Origin of the sequence: Clostridium sp. 1001283B150225_161107_B6, assembly GCF_015556325.1 — a bacterium.
GTDB lineage: Bacteria > Bacillota > Clostridia > Lachnospirales > Lachnospiraceae > Enterocloster.
Genome location: NZ_JADNMD010000001.1, coordinates 526,199 through 548,556 on the forward strand (window position 1 = coordinate 526,199; position 22,358 = coordinate 548,556).

18 protein-coding genes are annotated in these 22,358 nt (G+C 51.6%); all 18 read right to left on the reverse strand.

From position 1 onward, the window contains the following. Position 1: 1 nt before the first annotated feature. The 18 genes from I2H39_RS02425 to I2H39_RS02510 all read right to left on the reverse strand — a co-directional run bounded on the left by I2H39_RS02425 (position 2) and on the right by I2H39_RS02510 (position 22,333). Positions 2-1,399 carry an ATP-binding protein gene (locus I2H39_RS02425; protein ID WP_138306211.1) on the reverse strand — a complete coding sequence of 466 codons (1,398 nt, stop codon included), beginning with the start codon at positions 1,397-1,399 and terminating at the stop codon, positions 2-4. A gap of 66 nt (positions 1,400-1,465) precedes the next feature. Next, positions 1,466-2,146 (reverse strand): response regulator transcription factor, encoded by a 681-nt coding sequence (locus I2H39_RS02430; RefSeq protein WP_347563776.1) that lies wholly within the window; start codon positions 2,144-2,146, stop codon positions 1,466-1,468. A 103-nt stretch (positions 2,147-2,249) separates the two neighbouring features. After that, positions 2,250-3,245, reverse strand: coding sequence for a dipeptidase (locus tag I2H39_RS02435; RefSeq protein WP_138306209.1), 996 nt, complete (start codon positions 3,243-3,245; stop codon positions 2,250-2,252). A gap of 110 nt (positions 3,246-3,355) precedes the next feature. After that, positions 3,356-5,020, reverse strand: coding sequence for a SulP family inorganic anion transporter (locus tag I2H39_RS02440; RefSeq protein ID WP_195625723.1), 1,665 nt, complete (start codon positions 5,018-5,020; stop codon positions 3,356-3,358). Positions 5,021-5,161: 141 nt separating this feature from the next. After that, complete coding sequence (locus I2H39_RS02445) at positions 5,162-6,340, reverse strand: ABC transporter permease (RefSeq protein ID WP_195625724.1); 1,179 nt, start codon at positions 6,338-6,340, stop codon at positions 5,162-5,164. Continuing rightward, the gene (locus tag I2H39_RS02450; RefSeq protein ID WP_138306206.1) at positions 6,324-7,046 is read right to left on the reverse strand and encodes an ABC transporter ATP-binding protein; all 723 of its coding nucleotides are present in this window, start codon (positions 7,044-7,046) and stop codon (positions 6,324-6,326) included. Before I2H39_RS02450 ends, I2H39_RS02445 begins: the two co-directional genes overlap by 17 nt. A 92-nt stretch (positions 7,047-7,138) precedes the next feature. Beyond that, on the reverse strand, positions 7,139-8,944 hold the full coding sequence (locus I2H39_RS02455) for an HlyD family efflux transporter periplasmic adaptor subunit (RefSeq protein ID WP_195625725.1): 1,806 nt from the start codon (positions 8,942-8,944) through the stop codon (positions 7,139-7,141). Between the two features lie 14 nt (positions 8,945-8,958). Next, the gene (locus tag I2H39_RS02460; protein ID WP_138306204.1) at positions 8,959-10,125 is read right to left on the reverse strand and encodes an S-layer homology domain-containing protein; all 1,167 of its coding nucleotides are present in this window, start codon (positions 10,123-10,125) and stop codon (positions 8,959-8,961) included. Between the two features lie 173 nt (positions 10,126-10,298). Then, positions 10,299-11,849, reverse strand: coding sequence for a cardiolipin synthase (gene cls, locus I2H39_RS02465; protein ID WP_138306203.1), 1,551 nt, complete (start codon positions 11,847-11,849; stop codon positions 10,299-10,301). A 173-nt stretch (positions 11,850-12,022) separates the two neighbouring features. Further along, a complete protein-coding gene (locus tag I2H39_RS02470) occupies positions 12,023-12,460 on the reverse strand; it encodes an Rrf2 family transcriptional regulator (protein WP_138306202.1) in 438 nt (145 codons plus the stop codon). A 147-nt stretch (positions 12,461-12,607) separates the two neighbouring features. After that, complete coding sequence (locus I2H39_RS02475; RefSeq protein ID WP_195625726.1) at positions 12,608-14,131, reverse strand: VanW family protein; 1,524 nt, start codon at positions 14,129-14,131, stop codon at positions 12,608-12,610. Positions 14,132-14,135: 4 nt separating this feature from the next. Beyond that, positions 14,136-15,596, reverse strand: coding sequence for a cytochrome c biogenesis protein CcdA (locus I2H39_RS02480; RefSeq protein WP_195625727.1), 1,461 nt, complete (start codon positions 15,594-15,596; stop codon positions 14,136-14,138). 64 nt (positions 15,597-15,660) lie between these two features. Then, positions 15,661-17,049 carry an FAD-dependent oxidoreductase gene (locus tag I2H39_RS02485; RefSeq protein WP_138306199.1) on the reverse strand — a complete coding sequence of 463 codons (1,389 nt, stop codon included), beginning with the start codon at positions 17,047-17,049 and terminating at the stop codon, positions 15,661-15,663. Between the two features lie 329 nt (positions 17,050-17,378). Beyond that, the gene (locus tag I2H39_RS02490; RefSeq protein ID WP_195625728.1) at positions 17,379-18,656 is read right to left on the reverse strand and encodes an aminotransferase class I/II-fold pyridoxal phosphate-dependent enzyme; all 1,278 of its coding nucleotides are present in this window, start codon (positions 18,654-18,656) and stop codon (positions 17,379-17,381) included. Positions 18,657-18,697: 41 nt separating this feature from the next. Then, positions 18,698-19,801, reverse strand: coding sequence for a DUF362 domain-containing protein (locus tag I2H39_RS02495; protein WP_138306197.1), 1,104 nt, complete (start codon positions 19,799-19,801; stop codon positions 18,698-18,700). Positions 19,802-20,003: 202 nt separating this feature from the next. Further along, positions 20,004-20,660, reverse strand: a complete 657-nt coding sequence (locus I2H39_RS02500; RefSeq protein WP_195625729.1) for an SdpI family protein — start codon at positions 20,658-20,660, stop codon at positions 20,004-20,006. Then, positions 20,647-20,928 carry an autorepressor SdpR family transcription factor gene (locus tag I2H39_RS02505; RefSeq protein ID WP_138306195.1) on the reverse strand — a complete coding sequence of 94 codons (282 nt, stop codon included), beginning with the start codon at positions 20,926-20,928 and terminating at the stop codon, positions 20,647-20,649. The genes I2H39_RS02500 and I2H39_RS02505 overlap by 14 nt, the downstream gene beginning before the upstream one ends. Positions 20,929-21,187: 259 nt before the next feature. Then, entirely contained in the window at positions 21,188-22,333 is a 1,146-nt protein-coding gene (locus tag I2H39_RS02510) for a YARHG domain-containing protein (protein ID WP_138306194.1), read from the reverse strand. Between the last annotated feature and the right edge of the window lie 25 nt (positions 22,334-22,358).

Genomic DNA, 22,358 nt, shown 5'->3' on the forward strand with positions numbered 1-22,358 from the left:
ATTATTTTTTCATGTCAAGAGGAATGGCAACGGTAAACTCAGTGCCCTTGTCCAGTTCAGAGGTCACATGGATGGTCCCGTGGTAGAAACCCACAATATGCTTTACAATGGAAAGCCCCAGTCCCGTACCGCCCTGTTTCCGGCTGCGGCCCTTATCCACCCGGTAAAAGCGCTCGAATATGCGGTCCAGGCTCTCCTTGGGAATTCCCACACCATTGTCCTTTACCTTTACCACCATGTCTCCTCCCTGCTCACCCACCGTAATCCACACCTGGCCTCCGGGCCGGTTATACTTGATGGCATTGGTGGCCAGATTGGTAAACAGCTCCTTCATCTGCTGCAGGTTTGCCCGGATACACAGGGGCTTGCAGTCCACATGGAGAAATACCTGGCAGGAGGCGGCCAGGGGCTTTAAGCTGTCCATGATTTCCTGGAGAAGCACGCTGACTCTCACTTCGGAGAACACCACCTCGGCGTCCATGGATTCCAGCCGGGATATCATCAGGATATCGTTGATAAGCCCGGTCATTCCGGCTGCCTCCTTTTTGATTCTCTTTGCAAAATCCAGCTTCATGCCCTCATCCTGTATCATACCGCTCTCCAGCAGTTCCGCATAGCCCTGGATGGAGGTGATGGGAGTCTTGAGCTCATGGGATGCATTGCTGAAAAATTCCTGGCGTATCTGCTTTTCCTTTTCTATCTGGCTTAAATATTCCTTCACGTCCTTTGACATGTTCATAATGGTTTCGGCAATCACGTTGATTTCAGGGTACTGGCAGCTTTCAAACTGAAGCTCCGTGTAATCCCCCTTTACCTTCATCACTGCTTTTGAGATATTGCGCAGAGGCCTGGTGACCGATGACACAAAGCGCCGGGTGGTCACCACGGAGCAGGCCATGGCCATGAGGAAACTTAAAATGGCTGCCGGAAACAGCATGGGAAGGTATTCCTGCATGCCGGAGTAGGGAACGGCCAGCCGGAGTACCATGTCCGAATAATCAGACCGGCAGGCCACATAGAGCATGGTCTTTCTCAGAGTGGTGGAATAGCGCCTGGCATACCCCTCCCCGTGCTCCACGGCTGCCCGCACTTCCTCCCGTCCCAGGTGGTTGTCCAGGTACTCTGCGTCCGCGTCTGAATCCGTTACAACTGTACCGTCTGTCCTTATGAGGGTCACCCTGCTGGAATCCTGGTCCGTAAACGCCTCCAGCCGCTCCATCTGCTCCATCAGGTCCCTGTCATAATCCAGAATGCTGTCCACGGCCTTAATGGTGTAGGTCATATCATTTTTGGAATTTCTCAGCATCATCTCGCTGCTGGCAATATAAAAGATGACGCTGTTAATACACAGCGCCGCCAAAAGTACCAGGATAAATCGTTCCAATAATGCCTTACGCATATCTTCCTCCTTGGTTTCCTGTCATGTTGTCCCACCTTGTTTATTTCACCCGGCTGCCGCAGCCGGTCACTTCACCATACGGTAGCCCACGCCCCGGACTGTCTTGATACAGCCGCCTCCCTCTTCTCCCAGCTTCTGGCGAAGGGTGCGGATGTGCATGTCAAGGGTCCTGGTCTCTCCGTCGTACTCGTATCCCCATATGCGGTTGAGCAGTTCATCCCTGGTCACCACCCTGGACTGGTTTTCCAGCAGGTAGACCAGCAGTTCAAATTCCTTCAGGGTAAGCTCTGTCAGGCGGCCGCCGCTGGACACCTCCCTGGTCTTCCGGTTGACCTGGATGCTCTGGTAGGACAGCACATCCCGGTCTTCCTCCCGCTTCGTCCTGCGCAGCAGGCTGCGGATGCGGGCCGACAATTCCAGCACTCCAAAGGGCTTTACCATGTAATCATCTGCCCCGCAGTCCAGGCCCACCACCTTGTCAAGCTCCTTTTCCTTGGCGGTCAGAAGCATGATGGGCACATACTTAAGCTGCTCCGTATTCCTTACCTCCTTGATGGCCTCTGTCCCGTCCATCCCCGGAAGCATCCAGTCAAAGATTGCCAGGTCCGGCTTTTCCTCCCTCATTCTGGCCAGGCCTTCCTCTGCTGTCTCAAACCCCTCCGCTGCATAGCCAAAGCCCTCCAGGGCAATTTTCAACAGATTCCTGATGTTTTCGTCATCCTCTATAATATAAATCCGTTCCATTATCCAAATACCGCCTTTCCCGGCATACCAGCCTATGTAAACAGCATACCAGACAGAAGTAAAATCCACCTCATGGGAATGTAAAACTTGTGTAAAGCTTTTCCCGCTACAGGACTTCCTTATACACCCGCAGCACATTTTTATAGAACACAGCTTCTATTTCCGAGGCTGTAAAGCCCTCCTTTTCCATGGCATCCGCCAGCATGGGCAGTCTGCCGGCGTCCCTCATCTCCAGCGTTCCGCTGATTCCGTCAAAATCAGAGCCCAGTCCGATACAGCCAATGCCGCCAATATTCCTTATGTGCTTCATGTGCATAACCATGTCGGATATGCGGCTGACCGGTTCTTCCCCCGGTCCGAAATCCCGCAGGAAGGCGGTACAGTAATTGATGCCCATAACGCCTCCCCTCCCGGCCAGAGTACGTATCATGTGGTCTGTCAGATTCCTTGGATGGGAGGCAATGGCCCTGGCATTGGAATGGCTGGCCACAAGGGGCTTTCCGGTATGCCGGAACACATCCCATATGCCCGCGTCATTCAGGTGGGAGATATCAATCACCATCCCCAGGCGCTCCATTTCCTCCACAAAGGCGATTCCGGTATCCGTAAGACCATGCTCTGTATCCGGCGCCATCCTGAAGGTACCGTCCTCCCGGGTTATTCTGGCATTGGGATATGCCAGTTCGTTGGGATAGTTCCAGGTCAGTGTCATCATGCGCACCCCAAGCCGGTAAAAATCCCGCAGAAACGCGGTTTTGCCCTGGCAGGTTCCGCCTTCCTCCACCGTGATGAGGGCTGACATCTTTCCCTGCTCCCAGTTCCTGCGGATATCCTCATAGGACCTGACGATTCCTATGATATCCTCATGGGCCTCCATCTCCAGGTAAAAGGTGTCCAGAAGCTCCATGCAGTATTCAAAGGGCCTTCCCATGGCTTGTTCCAGATTGACATACAGGGCAAAATTCTGCAGCCCGTAATCCCCGGCCTGCATCTTTCTCAAATCCAGCATCAGCTGGTTTTCAAGTATGGATACCCTGCCTCCCTTCTTATGGTCCTTATAAATTTCCGCGATGGTATCGCAGTGCATATCCACAACCTTCATAACCCCTGTCCTCTTTCCTGTTCTTTTGTATTCCCAATTTATTCCCGCGCAGCCGGAAATATTCGGTTCCCCCACACTATGTTCCAGTCTATACTGATTGTCTGCTTCTGTCAATCGGCCGGATTTGCCCCTGAAAGGATTTCCCTTGCGCGGCTGATTGCATCGTCAATGCGGGGCGCTATGTTCTCCCTTCCGATTTCCCTGTCAAATCCCGCCTTCTCCATCACGGACATGGGCTGCTCGTTTACATGGGAGAGAATCATGGCAATGCGGGCCTTGCGGCACCTCTCATTCAGCTTCTTAAGGCTGTTCAGTGCAGTGGCATCCATGGCCGGAACACTCCTCATCCGCAGAATCAGCACCTTCTTGTCCGAATCCAGCGGAATCTGTCCGATTTTGTCCGCAGCGCCAAAGAACATGGGTCCGTTCACCTCAAACACCATGGCCTGTCTGGGCACCGGCTTCAGGTCAATGCGCTCCCCGTCCGTGCTCTCCTCGTAATCCTCTGCATATTTCCATCCGTATATGTCAGATACGTCCGCCATGCGTTTCATGAACAGCAGACAGGCAAGGGCCAGTCCCACGCCAATGGCCATGACCAGGTCAAACACAACGGTGAGGAAAAAGGTCAGCACCAGCACTGCGGTGTCGCTTTTGGGAGCAGTCCGCACCACATCGGCAAAGGAGCGCCACTCACTCATATTATAGGCCACCATAAACAGGATGGCTGCTATGGCAGGCATGGGTATCAGGGCGGCATAAGGCATGAGAAATACCAGAATCAGCATAAGCACAGCCGCATGGACCATGCCGGCCACCGGGCTGCGTCCGCCGTTCTTTATGTTGGCGGCTGTTCTCGCAATGGCGCCTGTGGCCGGAATGCCCCCAAAAAGCGCTGACGCCGCATTGCCCACTCCCTGGGCCACCAGCTCCATATTGGAATTATGCTTTCCGCCTATCATTCCGTCTGCCACCACGCAGGAAAGCAGGGACTCAATGGCTGCCAGCACAGCTATGGTAATGGCGTCCGGCATTACCTTCTGCACCAGACCAAAGCTGACAGCAGGCAGACGGAAGGCGGGCAGTCCGGAGGATATGGTATACAAATCCCCTATGGTGTTGACCTTAAGGTCCAATGCCTTTACAAGCACCGCTGCCGTGGCAACGGCAATCAGGGACGGCGGCACCTTTTTAAAGAACCTGGGCCACAGGATGAGAATCATCAAAGATACGGCTCCCACTGCCAGGGCCTGAGTGTTCAGGGTGCCTATGCAGGTGATGACCTGCATAAGCTTCTCCATGGTCTCCACCGGTGATTCCCGGAAGGTAAGTCCCAGAAAATCCTTAATCTGCCCGATGAAAATAGTCACTGCAATTCCGGTGGTAAATCCGGTGGTAATGGTATACGGAATGAACCGAATCAGGCTGCCCAGACACAGGAAGCCCATGATAATGAGAATGAGGCCTGCCAGGATGGTGGCCACTGCCAGCCCTTCCATTCCGTTCTTTATGACGATACCTGCCACAATGGTGGCAAAGGCCGCTGTGGGTCCTGCTATCTGCACCTTGCTGCCGCCTAAAAACGAGATGACAAACCCGGCTATGATGGCTGTATAAAGCCCCTGTTCCGGTGTGACCCCTGAAGCCAGGGCCAGGGCAATGGACAGGGGAAGTGCAATGATGGCCACAATAACTCCTGATACTGCGTCTTTTGTGAATTGTTCCTTTGTGTACTGTTTCATGGACAGAAACAGCTGGGGTGTAAGCGTCTTCATTTTAACTTTATCCTTTTCGTGTTTATAAAATGTTAATACTTTTTTAATATAGCGAAAGGACGGCCCCATATCAATTGTTTTCCGCCATGTTTCCAATCTAATACAAAAGCAGCTGCCGGATTCAGTCCCGGCAGCTGTTCATCATTCGCTTCTCAGTGCGTCTATTGGGTTCAGATTAGCCGCGCGGCTGGCCGGCATATATCCGAACAGCAGCCCGATTCCAACGGATACGCTGAAGGATATGATAACGGCTGATAAGGTGGGGGTGGCCGGCACTCCCACGGCAGCTCCCACCACGGTGGTGGCAACACAGCCCACCAGGATTCCGATAACGCCTCCCATGGAACTGGTCACCGCCGCCTCAATAACAAACTGCCGCATAATAGTTCCCTTATCCGCCCCCAGGGATTTGCGGATGCCGATTTCCCTTGTCCGTTCCGTCACTGATACCAGCATGATGTTCATGACGCCCACACCAGCCACCAGCAGGGAAATGCCCGCTATACCGCCTAACATGCCGCTCATCATGGCAATCTGCTCATTCAGGGAATCCAGCATCTCACTCATGGCCGTCACACGGTACAGGTCCTCATCCTTAAAGGTTTCGTACAGGAAATTCTTGATAACCGCAGTGCACTGGTCCGCCTTATTGGTGTCAAGAGCCGTGAATGTGTAGTTGTTAATGTTTGCATTTCTGGACATCTTCACAGCCACGCTGTAGGGAATCCACACAAAATCATCGGTTCCCCCGTCCTCCATGTTATCCTCGTCCTGTGCCTCCGCCACACCTATGATTTTAAAGGCGTAGCCGTCTATCTTAAGGGTCTGCCCAATGGCGTTCTGCGCACTGCCGTAAAGCTCATTTGCCACATACGCGCCTATGACGCACACCTTTTGCCGGGAGACAATATCCGAATAGGCGATGTTCCTGCCCGTCTCCAGGTCATAGGACTTGATTTCCAGATACTGTTCACTGCGGCCCGCCACGGATGTGGATGTCATGGATTCATCCCCGTATTTGATGGTGGAGGACAACGTCACATTGGGACTCAGTTCCCCGAACAGGTCTGTATGTTCCTCATAAAATGCATACATCCGGTCCACATCCAGGGAGCGGGAGGCCAGGTTGGTTACATTTACATTAATCTGGTTCACTCCCATACTGGCAAAGCTTTCCACCACGCTGCCCATATATCCGTTGACCAGACTTACCAGTATGATAACCGCGGCCACGCCGATGATGATTCCCAGCATGGTCAGGAATGAACGCATCTTGTTGCCCCAAATGCTTTTCAGGGCCAGCTTAAATGATTGCAGCATAGTCTTTTACATCTCCGTCAAAATTAATCTGCCCATCCTTTATCCTGACCACCCGCCTGGCTTCCATGGCAATGGCATTATCATGGGTAATCATCACAATGGTGTTTCCCTCCTCATTGAGCTGTTTGAGGAATCCCAGCACATCACGGCTGGTCTTGGAATCCAGGGCTCCGGTTGGTTCGTCAGCAAGTATCAGGGAAGGATTTCCGGCCAGGGCCCTGGCAATGGACACTCTCTGCTGCTGGCCGCCGGAGAGCTGGTTGGGCATGTTCTTCCATTTTTCCGTCAGCCCTACTTTTTCCAGGGAAGCCATGGCACGTTCCCTGCGCTCTGCATTCCCCACCCCTGCATACAGAAGAGGAAGCTCCACATTCTCCAGTATGTTAAGCTTGGGCAGCAGGTTGTACTGCTGAAAAATAAAACCAATCATCCTGTTGCGGATGCGCGCCAGCTGTTTGTCATCCATGATTCCCACATCCTCGCCTCCCAGAAGATATTCGCCGTCCGTGGGCACATCCAGGGCTCCTATGATGTTCATGAGGGTGGACTTGCCGCTTCCCGACTTGCCTACAATGGCCACAAACTCGCCCCGGTCTATCTTCAGGTTGATATCGTCGTTGGCCCGCACCTCTTCCCCTCCAAGATAATATATCTTATGGATATGTCTCAGCTCAATGAGAGCCTCTTCCTGACTGGTTTTGTCCATCTGCCACCAATTCCTCTCTGTCCTGTTCACGTCCCATTCAGGCCGGACTTACGTACGTAACGTTTTCTCCGCCTGACGGTTACCTGCCCGGTCTAACGGTTTCCTCCGCGGTTTCCTCCCCCGCCGGACCCGCTGCGGTTTCCGCCGCCCATGTTTCCGCCTCCGCCGGGCGGACCGCCCATGCCGCCGTCCATCATCATCATGACGCTGCTGGTGCTGTTTTTGCTGGATTCAGACACATATACCACGTCGCCTTCCGAAAGGCCGCTTATGATTTCCACATATGTATCGCTTGCCAGACCTGTCTCCACCTTGACGGAACGGAATCCGGCAGGCACAGGTCCCTGCTGTTCAGTCACTGTGTCGTCCTTCACATAGACCTGGTTGCCTCTCATCAGCGCATCCACCGGTATGGCCAGCACGTTATCCGCTTCCTCCAGGGTTATGACCCCGTCCACATTCATACCGGGCAGCAAATCCCCCATGTCATCCAGGGTAACGGTCACCGGATAGGTGCTTACCCCGTTGGAGTAGGTGCTCTCCAGGCTTACATTGGTCACTGTGCCTGAAAATGTCTGACCCTCAAAAGCGTCGGCCGCAACCTCCACCTTCTGGCCCACCTTTACCTTCTTGATATCCAGCTCATCTATGGACATCTCAAATGTCAGGCTGGACAAATCATAAATGGTGGCCAATACTATGGTGCTGGAGCTGTTCTTGGTTATATTGTCACCCACCTTAAAATTCTTTGTAATAACCTGACCGGAGATAGGCGCCTTTATGGTGTAATTATCATAGCTGTCCTGGGTGCTGTCCAACTTGTTCTGGGCCGACTCCACGCTCTCCTCCGCCTTGTCCAGCGCATCCTTGTAATTCTGAATCAGTTTATCCGCTGATTTATCTGTCATCTTAAATACAGGTGTTCCCCTGGTAACATAGTCGCCTACATTTACCAGAAGTGATTCCACCTCCACGCTGGCTGACAGGTCGGCATTCATGGTAGTGTCCACTGATGCCTCAAACACCCCATCCTCACTGCCTGTAAATTCCCCAATCCTGGCCGTGGCTTTCATGGATGTGGTCAAACCTCCGGGGTTCGGAACCAGTATGGTAACCACCCGCACCAGCCGTCCGCCTGTCAGGACGGTTTCCTGGTTTGCCACTGCCTTAACCGTTCCCGCCGCCTGTTCCCCCGTATCCGTCAGGGTGACTGCCGCAGGCATTCCGGCTCCTATAACAGCTGCTTCCCCGGATAAAAAAGGGATTCTTATTTCCATCACGTCATCGCTGTAAACGTCAGCCAGCTTGGTGTTGCCGCTCACCTTATCCCCGGGGCTGATATACAGTTCCTTGATATATCCTGTGTCGGTGGCTTTGTATGTGTTTCCGCTGTAATCACTCAGGGCGTCATTATAATCTTCCAGGGCATCCTCATAGGAGGACTGGGACCTGGCCAGGGAATTAACTGAGCTGGTCAGCTGGGACTCCATGCTGGACTTGTCAATTTCATAGAGCACCTGGTCCTTCTCCACCTGGTCTCCCTCTTCAAAGCCGGCGGACAATACCTCTCCTTCCACCATGGAAGTAATGCTGTATGTGTCTTTGGCCTTAAGGGTTCCCGATGAGGACAGTTCCGAGGTAATATCCCTGCGTTCCACCGCAGCCGTATTATGGGACTGTGCCTGGGCAGTGGCTGCCTTTGCCTTCATGCCTCTTAAGGTCATGGCCCCGGCGGCCCCGGCTCCCAGTATCAGCAGGAACACAACGGGCTTTACCCATTTTTTCTTTCCGTTTCCGCCCTTCCTTACCTGGGCAGCGGCTCCAGGCGCTGTATCTTTCTGAATTTTGCCCGGAGAGGGCTTTAAAAAGCGCAGGATGCCTTTCTTCTTCTCTTCCATACCGCACCTCACCCTTAATATTCTATGGCGTCAACTGCTGTGTAGCTGCTGCCGCTCTTATTGCATACCATGACCACTTCGTCTCCTACCTCTATGCTGCCATAGATGGAAAACAGGTATTGAAGCTCCGAGGAATTCAGGCTGATGGTGAGATATCCGTCCTCGTCAATTCCATCCTCCCCAAAATCACCGTCCGAATTGTCGTCATCAATCTCCAGGCGGATGGATGTGGGGGTCATCACGTCCGTGGACTTATAATAAATGTTCTTAACCTCGCCCTTTAACAGCACATAGGCGTTGTTGCCCTCCAGGTCATCGTCATCCCACCCCCTGGTGGTGTAGGCCCATATGGTCCTGGACTTTACATTGTAGTAGACAACGGCAAAGCCTGCATCCTGCTGGGATGTCTTCACTGCCTCCAGTGTGCTGGCTGTTCCGTTTAAAAACACATTGGCGTTTTCCGAACCGAAGGGCACGGACTGAATTACGCTGAAGCCCTTGCGCACCAGGATGGGTCCCTTGCGCTCATCATCCAGGATGGTAATGGGATTGATTTCCCCGTCAGAGTTAAGCTCGCAGTCCAGAACAGTCCCGTATATCTCGCTGCTGCCCTTTTTCTTAGTCTTCAGCAGGTTGTAGAATATGTTCATGCAGTCTGTCTGGTTCAGCACTTCCTCCGGCTGGCGGTTCACCTCCTCGTTCAGTTCCAGATAGTTGAATCTGGAAATGCGCGAGGATGCCAGGTCTCCGGTGAAATCCTCGTCTGAATAGCCCAGCATGGTCAGCAATGCCTTCACCGCGTCCTTATATGTAATGTATTCCTCCGGCTTAAAGAGCCCTCCCAGGAAACCGGTCATCCAGCCCTGGGACGCCGCTATGCGGATATAGACGGCATCCGGATGGGTGCCCGGCACATCCGCAAATACGGACACGCTGGAGGCAGGAAGGTTTTCCCGGTAGCTGGAGGCATTTACCAGCATCCTGGCAAAATCACCTCGGGTCACCTGTCCCGTGTAGTCCGTCACATTCAGAATGCCGGTCAGGTTCACCACCTGTTTTCTCATATCAAAGTTTGCGGATGATGTATTGGCCATAACGGTCATAGGCAGAGCTGAGGTCACTGCAGTAACAGCTGCCAGGGAACCGCATATGTAACGGCAGGCTGCATATGGTCTTTTCATTGCTTTTGCTCCTCTCAAATCAATGGTGTTATCCTTTATTTTTTAATACTCTATCACAGTAATGTGTTCATTTTGTGATAAGGGAACAAAATCAGCAACTAAAAAATGCCTGTGAACGCACAGATGAATTCCGGCTTTCCACAGACATATTTTCTGGTTTTCGTCATTGACAACTACATTAACGGGGCAATAAGGCGCATAAGACGTCCCAGCTTCTTCCCCATCCAACTGTAATTTTTGCAGTCCTCCATGGTGATAAGACTGCATTTTTTAAGTGTTTCCTCGAAATCCCGCTCCACGTCAAAAACCACCGGATTCCGGTAAATGTAGGCCGCGCATTCAAAATGCAGGTACAGGCTTCTGAAATCCAGATTAATGGTGCCAACCACCGCCTTCTCATCATCGCTGACAAATACCTTTGCATGGACAAATCCCGGGGTGTATTCGTAGATTTTCACGCCGGCCCGCGTCAAATCGGGATAATAGGTCCTGGCCAGCATGTAGGCATACTTCTTATCCGGTATATGGGGCATAATCAGCTTTACGTCAATGCCCCGCTTGGCAGCATAACTCAGGGCATTGACCATCTCATCGTCCAGAATCAGGTAGGGCGTCATAATATGGACATAATTCCTGGCCTGGTTCAGGATATCCAGATAGACCCGCTCTCCCACCTGCTCACGGTCCATGGGACTGTCCCCATAGGGCAGCACAAAGCCGGAATGGTCCGCGGCCAGGGGATGCTCATAGTCTGCGGGAACAGCGTATTTCCCATAATTCTCCGGCTGTTTTTCCGTCACGTTCCACATCTGCAGAAACATCATGGTAAAGCTCTGGACCGCATCTCCCTTCAGCATGATGGCCGTATCCTTCCAGTGGCCGAACCGCACCTTGCGGTTAATGTACTCGTCCGCCAGGTTCACCCCGCCTGTAAAGGCCGTATGTCCGTCTATGACCACAATCTTCCTGTGGTCCCTGTTATTCTGATAGGTAGATAAGGTGGGCTTAATGGGCGAGAACATCTTGCAGCGGATGCCCTTTTTCTCCAGCACCCTGGGATAATGGTACGGCAGGAGCATAAGGCAGCACATGCCGTCATACATGACCCTGACCTCCACTCCCTCCCTAACCTTCTCCTCCAGCACCTCCAGGATACTGTCCCACATGTATCCCCGCTCCACAATAAAATATTCCATGAAAATAAAGTGCCGGGCCCCCTTAAGCTCCCTCATGAGCGCCTCAAACTTATCCTCTCCCAGAGGAAAGTATTCCACATGGGTGTTGCCGTAGGCGGGATACCCTGCATGGTCCTTCATGTAGTCAATGAGGTGGCTGCTTCTCTTGCTGGCCTCCCTGATTCGCTCCTGGACCGCCTCATCCTGCCTGAGATAGGGAGCTGTGTCCCCTATGGTTTTCTTCAGGCGGCGGGCCAGAAGCTTTGTCTGGAACTGCATCTGCACAAAGATGTACAGCAGGACGCCAAACACTGGAATCACCAGAACCGGCACAATCCAGGCCAGCTTAAAGCTGGAGTTAATGGGTTCATTGAAAATATAGATGATGACAGCCGCACTCAGAAGGATGGATATGGCGTATACAATGTGCATGTACTCTTCCAGCCACCGGAAGGCTCCAAACAGAATTCCCACCTGTATGGCCATGAACAGAACCACAAAGGCCGTCCTTCCAAATATAATCCGGAATAATCCCCTTAGTTTCTTCATCCTGTCCCTTTTCTCCTCTCGCGTCGCTTAAAAACCCCTGGCAAAAAACCGGCCTCGGCCGGTGTGACTCACGAAAGCGTGTCAGAAAATTGCGTTCCGCCAGCTGTGCGTCCCACTTTGTGGGAAACGCCGGGAATGAATTTTCAAACACGCTCGGGGGTAATCCTTTGTCTTTATACGGCCGTTTCAGCCCTTTGTGTACCGGTGAAAATCTTACTGTCCAAATCAGCAATGGTCACTTTCTCTAAATATGCCTGACAGCACTGGTTCAGCTCTCCATAGAGCTCATCCATAATTCCTGCCATGCCTGACGATATGAGACAGGCCATGTGAGGATTGCCGCTTTTCCAGGAAGCAGCCACAAAGGGCGTATCCAGGGCCTCAGCCACCATGGACAGATTCACGTCCCTGCTGTCACGGTGGAACAGATAACCGCCGTCCACCCCTTCCTTTGTCTTCACAAGGTCCGCCTTCTTAAGCTTTGCCATGACCTTACGTATCCTGGCAGCATTGGTACAGACATTCTCTGCAAGTCCTTCGCTGGAATACACAGTCCCCTTGTGATTCAAAAAAACCAGCGCATGCACCGCAATGGTAAATTCACTTGTCACTTTTCCGATTCCCCTTTCCTACCTGTAACAGCCTGCTGCTGTCTCACCCTAAATCATACCATTTTTCACAGGAAAATGCACTTGTTTTTTCATATCATACATTATATCACAGCCTGTGCAGCGTCAACTCCCGCTGACCAGACCCAATCATGAGCCAAACGGAATGATTGCCTCCCCGACCGTTCCTTCCGTTGTTCCCGCTGTCTGTCCTTCCTGATTGTTTTCTCCTGCATCTGCCTGGGGCTGGTCCCCTGCAGACGGCAGGGCAGCTGAATTATGCTGTATCTTAGCGGGCTTTGCTTTGTAGGTACTGGTGTAAAGAAAGGTTTCTTCCTCCACCTGACCGTCTTTTGTGAGAATGCGGTATGATTTCCAGACCGAGCCCGGCTGGGCCTGCTCCACTATCTTCTCTTCCCCGTATGCCAGTTCCGGGTTTTCCTCATAAACAGGCTCCGGCGGTTCCAGGTCCCTGACCTTTTCTGAACGCATGGAAATGCGTTCATTCTCTTCCAGCAAGGGCAGACCGACAATGGAAAGCTTCAGCTGTTTTCCGTCAAAGGACGCCCTAAGGCCAATGGCAGTGTCCTGGGTATTGACAAATTTAAGGTCGGGTCCTGCATAGCCGTCAAAACTAACCATGGCATCCTGTCCCCTATCAATATAACTGGGCGCAAAGCTGTGGAAATTCCGCTCCGTTGTCTTGTATCCTGAATTGATGATGGCATGGTACAGCGTGGTGGAAACCTGGCACACGCCGCCGCCCGGTTCCTCTATCAGGACACCATTCCTGTAGGCACCGGCGGGCTGGTAGCCCTTTTCGCTGGTGCGGTTGCCTGTGGCCAGGTTAAAGGAGAATTCCTCCCCGGGCTTTAACACCACACCGTCTATGGCATCTGATGCAAGACGGATGTTCTGGTTCCTGTTCTTATTATCCGTTGTGGTGGTGGTAAAGGTACCAATTACCTTGTACTGGTCCCTGGCCTGGGCAGCCGTCCGTTTGGGCGCTATGGAATCAAAGGCCGCCTGGATTTCCGTCCGGAACTCACCCTTTCTGGCTGCCTCCATCAGTTCCTCCACCAGCTGCTCCTGCTTCAGGCTGCGTCCATACTGTTCCTGGGTATAGCGGTAGGTCTTTGCGTCCTTGTCAAAGGATTCCATCTGGGAATCCGCCGCCCCCCTGTCCCATTTTTGGGCCAGCTCCGCTGCCTGTCCCGCAAATGCCTGTTCCAGACGGTCATAATCCAGCTCATAGCTCTGGGGCTTATCCCTATCCGCGTGTTCTATGGTTTCAAGTATTTTATCCAGCTGGGGACCTGTGAGGTCTTCCAGGGCAATGCTCTCTTCCCCATCCCGGACCTTCATATCCCAGCGGTATGCCTCCCTTATCTTGGATGCAGCCTGTTCCATGGTCAGTCCGTCCAGCTTTATATTTCCAACCGATACGTTTCCCAGACGTCCTGAATCCAAAGCTCCTGTCATTTCCGTGCTGCCCGGTGTTTCTATGCTTACCTGGGCTCCTTTGGCCTCCCGTCCCCTTTCCCTGATTCGTGCTGCTGCTCCGTAGATTATGACAGCCGCAGCCAGAGCTGACAGGAGCCATGCCTTACGGACCGTTACTCTTGTCCTTCTATGGTATTTTCTTCTTATGGCTCTGGCTCTGCTTCTGTTCATCTTTCTATCTCCGTTTTCCTTCCATTGTCTGTTCTATGATATTTTTCATCATGTCCTCGTTCAGCTGTCCGCTGGCGTATCCGAATACGTTTCCGTCCCTGTCAATCATAAACGTGGTGGGATAAGAATAGATGCCGTATGCGCTGAACAGCTCGCCCGTGGTATCCATGAGCACCGGATATGTGTATCCGTTTTCCTCCAGGAATTCTTTGATTCCCTCTTCTGATTTTTCATTGCCATATCCCGGTCCGGCCACCCCCAGTACAATAAGGGCGTCATCCCCTTCCGTATCATAGGTTTCGTATATTTTCTGTATATCCGGCATCTCTGCCCGGCAGGGCGGACACCATGTGGCCCAGAAATTTAAGAATATGGTCTTTCCCTTGTAATCTGACAGGGAATGGGTATTGCCGTACTGGTCCTTAAGCGTAAAATCAACGGCTGGAAGCACATCCTGTTCTCCGGCGCCGGACTGGTCCGTCCCATTTTCTTCCCCTGCATTTCCGTCTGCTGCATTGGCTTTATTTGTATCCGGTGTGTCAGACGGATTCACTGCACCTGCGGTCTTTTCTTCAGCGGTATCTGCTTCTTCTGCCCCATCTGCGGTTTTGGTTTGAGCCTTAATACCTTCTGTTTCAGATTCGCTGTCACCGGATTCGGACTCCGTATCAGCAGCCGCCGGGGTTTTGCCGCCCTTTCCCGGCTCCTGGCTGCCCTGGACCGAAGACTGGGACTGGAACCTGGAAAGGTATCCTGTCACTGCATTCATTCTTCCGGTAAACATCAGAAGGCCCATGAAAATCATCAGGATTCCTCCCACCTTCACCGTGTATTTCACCACATTGCCATGGGTCTTAAAGAATTCCAGCAGAGAAGTGGTGAACAATCCCACTGCAAGGAACGGCAGTACAAATCCCAGTGTATAAACTCCAATCAGGCCAAAGGCCAATGCCTTTGTACTGGCAGATGCCGCCATGAGAAGAACGCTTGCAAGGGCCGGTCCCACACAGGGCGTCCATGCAAAACTGAAGGTAAAGCCCATAACCAGGGCAGTCACCGGCGACATGGCCAGCATATCCAGCTTGAAAGGCAGCCTGTGCTCCTTTCCCATGGCTCCGCTCTTACCAAAAAATCCCAGTTGATAAAATCCAAAGAGCACCACCAGGATTCCTCCCACCCTGGCAAAGAAAAGCTGGTTGCTCTTAAAGAAGGTTCCCAGGGTGGAGAATCCCAGTCCCAGCAGGAAGAAGGCAAAGCTGACGCCGATGACAAAACAGAGCGTGTGAAGCATTACCTTGCTCCGTTCATAATGCATGCGGCCGTCCTCACCGCGCTTCCCGGTACCGCCGGAGAGATACCCGATGTATAAGGGTATGAGGGGCAGGACGCAGGGAGAGAAAAAGCTGACCAGTCCCTGTATGAATACCGTCAGAGCCGGTACGCTGATATCGAATGAAAATCCCATAGGTGTGTCTCCTTTTTATGTGTGATGTTTTGTGTCATATATTCTATCTTTTTTTGTGACATTGTCATACTGCAAATAAATCATTAAAGGCCTCGCTCATGGTCGGATGGGTGTAGATGGTATCCCTCAGCACCTGATATGGCACCTTTGCATCCATGGCAAGCTTAATCAGATTAATCATCTCATAGGATTCCTGGCAGAACAGGTGGGCTCCCAGAATTAGTCCTGTCTCCTCATCTATCACTGCCTTAAGCAGCCCGGCCGGCTGTTCCAGCACCTGGGCCTTTGGAATGGCTGCCGCCGCCAGTCTGGCTATCTTTACCTTATAACCCTTTTCCACTGCCTCTTTTTCACTTAATCCCACTCTGGAGAAAGGCGGAATCAGGAAAACACTGTAAGGCACAGCGCCTCTTTTCTTCAATGTGTAGCTTCCATCTCCCAGAACCTTGGACTTCACGATTCTGAAATCATCCAGGGAAATGTATGTAAACTGCAGTCCGCCCCTCACATCGCCCATGGCATAGATATGAGGCGCTGTGGTGGTCAGGGAATCATCCGTTACAATCCCGCCTCTGGGTCCTACCTGGACACCGGCTGCTTCCAGATTAAGTCCGGCTGTATTTGGCCTGCGCCCTGTGGCTACCAGGACAGCCTCGGCCTCCAGCTTCTGAACTTCCTTTCCTGTATCCACAACCACCAGGGCCCTTCCTTCGGCCTGTTCCAGCGCCTTTACCCTGACCCCGGTCATGACATGGATGCCTCTGGACTCCAGGGACTCCCTGACAGCTCCTGCAATTTCCTCATCCTCCCTAGGAAGGAATACATCTCCATCCTGAAGTATGGTCACTTTTGAGCCAAAACTTGCATATATGGAAGAAAATTCTACGCCTATGTAGCCGCCGCCGATGATAACCAGCCTGGCCGGCAGCCGGGTCAGGTTCAGAAGGCCTTCGCTGGTGTAAACATAGGGATTTCCTTTCAGTCCCTCGATGGGAGGTATGAAAGCGGATGAGCCTGTATTAATAAATATCTGCTCTCCCTCCACCTGGAAGGTCCTTCCGTCTTTCTCCACTTCCACCACATGAGGTGACTGGAAACTGGCGGTTCCATCAATCACTGTAATGTTGGGGCTGCTGTCCAGTTTCTGGTAATTCTTTCCCCGAAGCCGCGCTGTCAGGTCTTCCTTCTGCTCCATGGCTGCTTTATAGGCTGCGGCCTTCTCCTCAAAGGATCCGCCCTTGGCCGCTGCCAGCCCTGCCCTGTACACCAGTGATTTGGTAGGAATACAGCCCACATTAATACAGGTACCGCCATACATTTTTGAAGACCGCTCTATAAGCGCCACCTTTTTCCCGGCCGCCCCAAGAGCTCCTGCCATGGTCTTTCCGCCTTTTCCAAAGCCGATTATAACTGCATCGTATTTTGTCCTGTTCTCCTTCATATTCTCCTTCATCGCTATTCTCCTTATCTATATGTAATATCGTTTGTTACAGTTCATACTGTAACTATACATGATACAGTTATCTTTGTCAAGCATTTTATTTGACTTATTATCGGTTCATGTTACGGCTGATTGTATCCGGCAAAAAGTACTGGCCATCAGTAAACATCAACCTGCCGTTAAGCCATCCTCTTCTTGAAAAATGCAGACACAATATCCCAACTGCCAAAGGAGCTGTCCGCTTACATCGTTACTGCAAGCGGACAGCTCCCTTTCTGTCTGTCACATATGTTAGCCACACAAGGTTTTAAACCCTGACGGACTCTGCTTTCTCAAACCTCTTAATCTTCCAACGCCTGGCGGATATCCTCAATAATATCATCGGCAGACTCCAGTCCAACGCTGAAACGAATCATGGACGGGTCCACGCCCGCCTCCACCAGCTGTTCATCCGTAAGCTGACGGTGGGTATGGCTGGCCGGATGAAGCACAGCTGTCCTGGAATCAGCCACATGGGTTTCAATGGAGCACAGCTTCAGCTTATCCATAAACACGGAAGCCGCCTGACGCCCGCCCTTTAAACCAAAGGAAATAACGCCGCAGGTGCCCTTCGGCATGTATTTTTGGGCCAGCTCATAATACTTATCCCCCGGAAGTCCCGGATATTTCACCCAGGCCACATCCTCCCTGGACTGAAGATAGGAAGCCACCTTAAATGCGCTCTCACAGTGTCTTGGCATCCTTAAATGAAGGGTTTCCAGGCCAATATTGATGAGAAATGCATTCTGCGGGGACTGGATGGAACCCAAATCCCTCATAAGCTGGGCTGTGGCCTTCTGGATATAGGCCAGCCTGCCAAATTTCCGGGTATACACAATGCCGTGATAAGACTCGTCAGGCTCTGTCAGACCTTTGAATTTGTCATGATGGGCCTCCCAGTCAAAGTCGCCGCTGTCCACAATACATCCGCCCACCGTAGCTGCATGGCCGTCGATGTATTTTGTGGTACTGTGCGTGACAATATCCGCCCCCCACTCAAAGGGACGGCAGTTAATGGGGGTTGCAAAGGTATTATCCACAATCAGAGGCACCCCATGACTGTGGGCAAGACGTGCAAACTTTTCAAAATCCAGCACGGTCAGGGCGGGGTTGGCAATGCTCTCCGCAAATACCACCTTAGTGTTTGGCCTGAATGCCTTTGCCAGTTCCTCCTCGTCTGCATCCGGATTCACCAGGGTGCACTCCACTCCCATTTTGGGGAAGGTAACAGTGAACAGATTGGTGGAACCGCCGTATATGGTGGAGGAGCTGATTACATGGTCTCCTGCCTGGCAGATATTAAGGATTGCATAAAATGTGGCTGCCTGACCTGAGGAAGTGAGCATGGCTCCCACGCCGCCCTCCAGCTGGCAGATTTTTGATGCCACTGCGTCATTGGTGGGGTTCGCCAGCCTGGTATAGAAATAACCGTTCTCCTCCAGGTCAAAAAGACGGCCCATCTGCTCGCTGGTTGTATACTTAAAAGTTGTGCTCTGGTAGATAGGAAGCTGTCTGGGCTCGCCGTTCTTCGGCTCCCATCCTCCCTGTAAACAGATTGTGTCTAATGATTGTCTGCTCATATTTCCTGTATCCTCCTTATGGTCAGGTTCTGAATGGTAATTTAGATGGTAATGAGATTGTATTCCTTATTGCCAAGTCCCAGCTTCACAGCGTGGTCAATGCAGGTCTCCCAGTTTGTATCCGGATGTGTATTGATGAAATGGTCATGGCTGTGATGGTCCTGTTCCGCCAGGAAACTTCCGGCAAGCACGGGCTGGCGGTTTACCGCATCCACGCAGGCCATGTCCAGGGCTACCGGGTCAAATGAGGCAAACATACCCACGTTAGGCACAATGGGGGCATCATTTTCCGAATGGCAGTCACAGTTGGGGGATACGTCCACCACCAGGCTCACATGGAAATTAGGGCGTCCCTTCAGCACTGCCAGGGAATATTCGGCAATCTTCCGGTTCAGGATATCATTGGCCTCATCACACATGGAGTCCACTGCGTCTACGGGACAGGCGCCGATGCAGCGTCCGCATCCAACGCACTTGTTTGTGTCAATGGAAGCCTTGCGTTCCCGGACCGTGATGGCGCCGTGGGCGCAGTTTCTCTGACAGGCGCCGCATCCAATACATGTATCCGTATGTACAAACGGCTTGCCGGCATTGTGCATTTCCATCTTACCGGCTCGGGAGCCGCTGCCCATGCCCAGGTTCTTAAGGGTTCCGCCGAACCCGGTGGCCTCATGGCCCTTAAAATGGGTCATGGAAATGACGATATCCGCATCCATGATGGCCCGGCCAATCTTTGCTTCCTTTACATACTCTCCGTCAATGGGAACCAGGGCTTCATCCGTTCCCTTAAGGCCGTCGGCAATGATAATATGACATCCCGTGGTAAAGGGATTATAGCCATTTTCATAAGCAGCGTCCAGGTGGTCCAATGCATTCTTTCTCCGCCCTACGTAGAGGGTATTGCAGTCGGTCAGAAATACCCTGCCCTTCTGGGACCGGATTAAATCCACCAGAACCTTGGAATAGTTGGCACGCAGATAAGCCAGGTTTCCAGGTTCACCAAAGTGAATCTTGATTGCAGTGTATTTGTTGTTAAAGTCAATATCCATCATGCCGGCCTTTTTCACCAGTCTCTCCAGCTTCTGCAGGAGATTTTCCGTAAGTGTGGTCCTCATGTTGGTGTAATATACATTTGATACTGCCATGATGTCCTCCTTCTGATTCATTATCCCGTTTATTATACTTCAAACCCTCCATTTATTCAATCCTGTATGTGACGGCACCATGCCTAAATTTTCCTCAGCCAGCATTTCCTCCCGGTATTACAGATATTCTGCACATTACAAAAGACCCTGCACAAAGCAGGGCCGTTTATATGATTCCATGAATTTTAAATAACGTAACCGTCTAAATCCCTTTCTGCTTCCTGCGGTAAATCAGATAGGAGTACACACTTGGAATCAGGACCATTGCCATGAAAACAAGAAAGAACAGAGACGCCAGATGAAAAAAGCCCATAACCAGCATCAGTATGCCCCCTGCCGTCCATACATACCCTGCCAGGCGGTGGGTTCTGTTCCAGTTATCTTCATCTGCCAGAGTCCATGGAAGCTTGATGCCCATAGTATAATTCTGCCTGCATTTGGGCAAATAATTGCCTGCCGCCACAAACATCAGTGCTATGGGGATGCTTACCAGACTGCCCACGTCAATGTCCATACCGATTCCGGACAGGACAATCACAAACTGGACCATTACGGCCAGCAGAACCACGAACCACCGCGAAATCTGCTTTAATTCCATGGAACGGTTGATATTCTCCCGTTTGGGGTCAATCCGGTAAATTACATTTACCATGGCTGCCATGAGAAGCATAAAGGCAGGTATGCCAAACGCCGCCATGTTGCGGCTGGAATAACCGTTGACCACATTGTCCGAACCCCAGTGGGTGGGAACCTGCTCCGGCAGGCGGTTATAAAACAGCAGGGAAATAAGAAAGGGCACAAAGGCCAGCATCCAGTATAATATATCCCACTTGGATATTTTTCTGTTAATCTTCTTCATGTTTGTCTTCCTCCATTAATGAATGCAGCCAGGAAAGGACTTCCTGGAATACGGTGGTATTCAGCTCATAATAAATATATTTTCCTGATTTCCGGTCCTCTATGAGACCTGCCTGCCTGAGTATGTTCAGGTGGTGGGAAATGGTGGCACCGGTTGTGTCAAAATGCTCCACAATCTGCCCCGCGGTCATGCTTCCCTGCTTTAACAGATTGAGTATCTCCCGGCGGGTGGGGTCGGACAGGGCCTTAAATGTATCACCAAAGGACATGGACGGCATGCCTCCTTTCGCTTTGCCTGATTTTGTACAGGGTAACTTGCTTATACAGAGTAACTTGCGGCACCGGCTCTTTATCTGGTGTATCATCATTTAGATATTTTTCTAAATATCTAAATGTATTATACCAAACCTTCTGATATATGTCAAGAAGGAGGAAAACATAATGCGTTCCGGTTATATATCCCGGGCATATGTTTTCCTCCCACGCTGTCAGCCCCAGCTGATAATCCAATGGATACAGGCTTTTGGGTTACTCTGTCTGGTTTTCCATCTCAACCGCCAGTTTCAGATTGGCTTTCTCATATTCATTAAAAAGGGTTGTATCAAAGGTATCGGCAGGACACTCACCTGAATACCATGTAAATGTACTGAAAAATTCATTCCAGAATTCATTCTTAAAAATATATCCATGACGGGCGTAAATTTCATTGCGGAACACCGGTATCAGCTCCGGCCTCCAGCTTATCTGCTGCATTTCTTCCATGGAATAATATCTGGTGCCGGAATCAAAGACAGGAGAATCATAGTTACCGGGAACTTCTCCCACAGGATATATGCCGGCTCCGCCTTGCTCCACTTCCTTTTTATAGGCCGATATAACATAATGCAGGGCCTCTGGCGTAGGGGCCTTGGCATCCGCCTTGCAGATACCAAGATAATCCCATATGATTTCGTTGGACAGGAACTGGTATCCCGACGATACCTTTTTCAGGGTCACAATGCTTTCCAGATTAAACTGGCTGTATCCGTCTGAAAGGCACCATATTCTGTATTTTCCGCTATCCGTCTCACCTCTGGCGCAAAAGAAGCTTCTCATGTTGGTATCGCCGTGTTCGGCATAATACCGGTCATACCGGGGCAGATAAACCCACTGAAGACCTGTTTTCATACGGTCAAGCGTCAGGCCGGTCTTCTCTGCCAGGAACGCGTCAATCTGTTCTGTTTCCAGCCTCACCATGTCCGTATAGAGCTCTGGCTGTCCAACGGTTTCCAGATACATATCCCGTTCATCCTCTGTAAGCTGGGGCTGTTCCAGGCCGGCGCCTGAATAAAACACTTCATCCAGGTTAATATATTCCGGACTCCGGTAATCAGACAAAAGAAATCCATAGTTGTCAGCCCGGTTCAGATATTCCTCAAAGCCGCGCAGCTCCTCTTGCGTCAGAGGACGCTTTGGCACGTCCGCCGCGGTCTGGTCCGCAGCACTGTCCGGCGGGCGGGAGTCTTCCTGGCTGACAGAGCCGGCCGTATGATTGTTTCCTGATGCTTCTGTATTATCCATGTCCCCGGTTTCTGTGCGGCATGCCGCCAGACCCAGCATGGCGGACAGCACGGTCAGGGCCAGCATACCCCTTAGACACCTGGCTGCCATGCATTTCTTTTTATTATATTTCATGTAAACCTGTCCTCCTCACTGTCTG

Excerpts from the sequence above, each read along its gene's own strand:
- I2H39_RS02475 (WP_195625726.1), bottom strand. The coding sequence starts at position 14,131 with ATGAACAGAAGCAGAGCCAGAGCCATAAGAAGAAAATACCATAGAAGG.
- I2H39_RS02425 (WP_138306211.1), bottom strand. The coding sequence starts at position 1,399 with ATGCGTAAGGCATTATTGGAACGATTTATCCTGGTACTTTTGGCGGCG.
- I2H39_RS02460 (WP_138306204.1), bottom strand. The coding sequence starts at position 10,125 with ATGAAAAGACCATATGCAGCCTGCCGTTACATATGCGGTTCCCTGGCA.
- I2H39_RS02510 (WP_138306194.1), bottom strand. The coding sequence starts at position 22,333 with ATGAAATATAATAAAAAGAAATGCATGGCAGCCAGGTGTCTAAGGGGT.
- I2H39_RS02455 (WP_195625725.1), bottom strand. The coding sequence starts at position 8,944 with ATGGAAGAGAAGAAGAAAGGCATCCTGCGCTTTTTAAAGCCCTCTCCG.
- I2H39_RS02485 (WP_138306199.1), bottom strand. The coding sequence starts at position 17,049 with ATGAAGGAGAATATGAAGGAGAACAGGACAAAATACGATGCAGTTATA.
- I2H39_RS02445 (WP_195625724.1), bottom strand. The coding sequence starts at position 6,340 with ATGCTGCAATCATTTAAGCTGGCCCTGAAAAGCATTTGGGGCAACAAG.
- I2H39_RS02495 (WP_138306197.1), bottom strand. The coding sequence starts at position 19,801 with ATGGCAGTATCAAATGTATATTACACCAACATGAGGACCACACTTACG.
- I2H39_RS02490 (WP_195625728.1), bottom strand. The coding sequence starts at position 18,656 with ATGAGCAGACAATCATTAGACACAATCTGTTTACAGGGAGGATGGGAG.
- I2H39_RS02480 (WP_195625727.1), bottom strand. The coding sequence starts at position 15,596 with ATGGGATTTTCATTCGATATCAGCGTACCGGCTCTGACGGTATTCATA.
- I2H39_RS02500 (WP_195625729.1), bottom strand. The coding sequence starts at position 20,660 with ATGAAGAAGATTAACAGAAAAATATCCAAGTGGGATATATTATACTGG.
- I2H39_RS02440 (WP_195625723.1), bottom strand. The coding sequence starts at position 5,020 with ATGAAGACGCTTACACCCCAGCTGTTTCTGTCCATGAAACAGTACACA.
- I2H39_RS02505 (WP_138306195.1), bottom strand. The coding sequence starts at position 20,928 with ATGTCCTTTGGTGATACATTTAAGGCCCTGTCCGACCCCACCCGCCGG.
- I2H39_RS02450 (WP_138306206.1), bottom strand. The coding sequence starts at position 7,046 with ATGGACAAAACCAGTCAGGAAGAGGCTCTCATTGAGCTGAGACATATC.
- I2H39_RS02435 (WP_138306209.1), bottom strand. The coding sequence starts at position 3,245 with ATGAAGGTTGTGGATATGCACTGCGATACCATCGCGGAAATTTATAAG.
- cls (WP_138306203.1), bottom strand. The coding sequence starts at position 11,849 with ATGAAGAAACTAAGGGGATTATTCCGGATTATATTTGGAAGGACGGCC.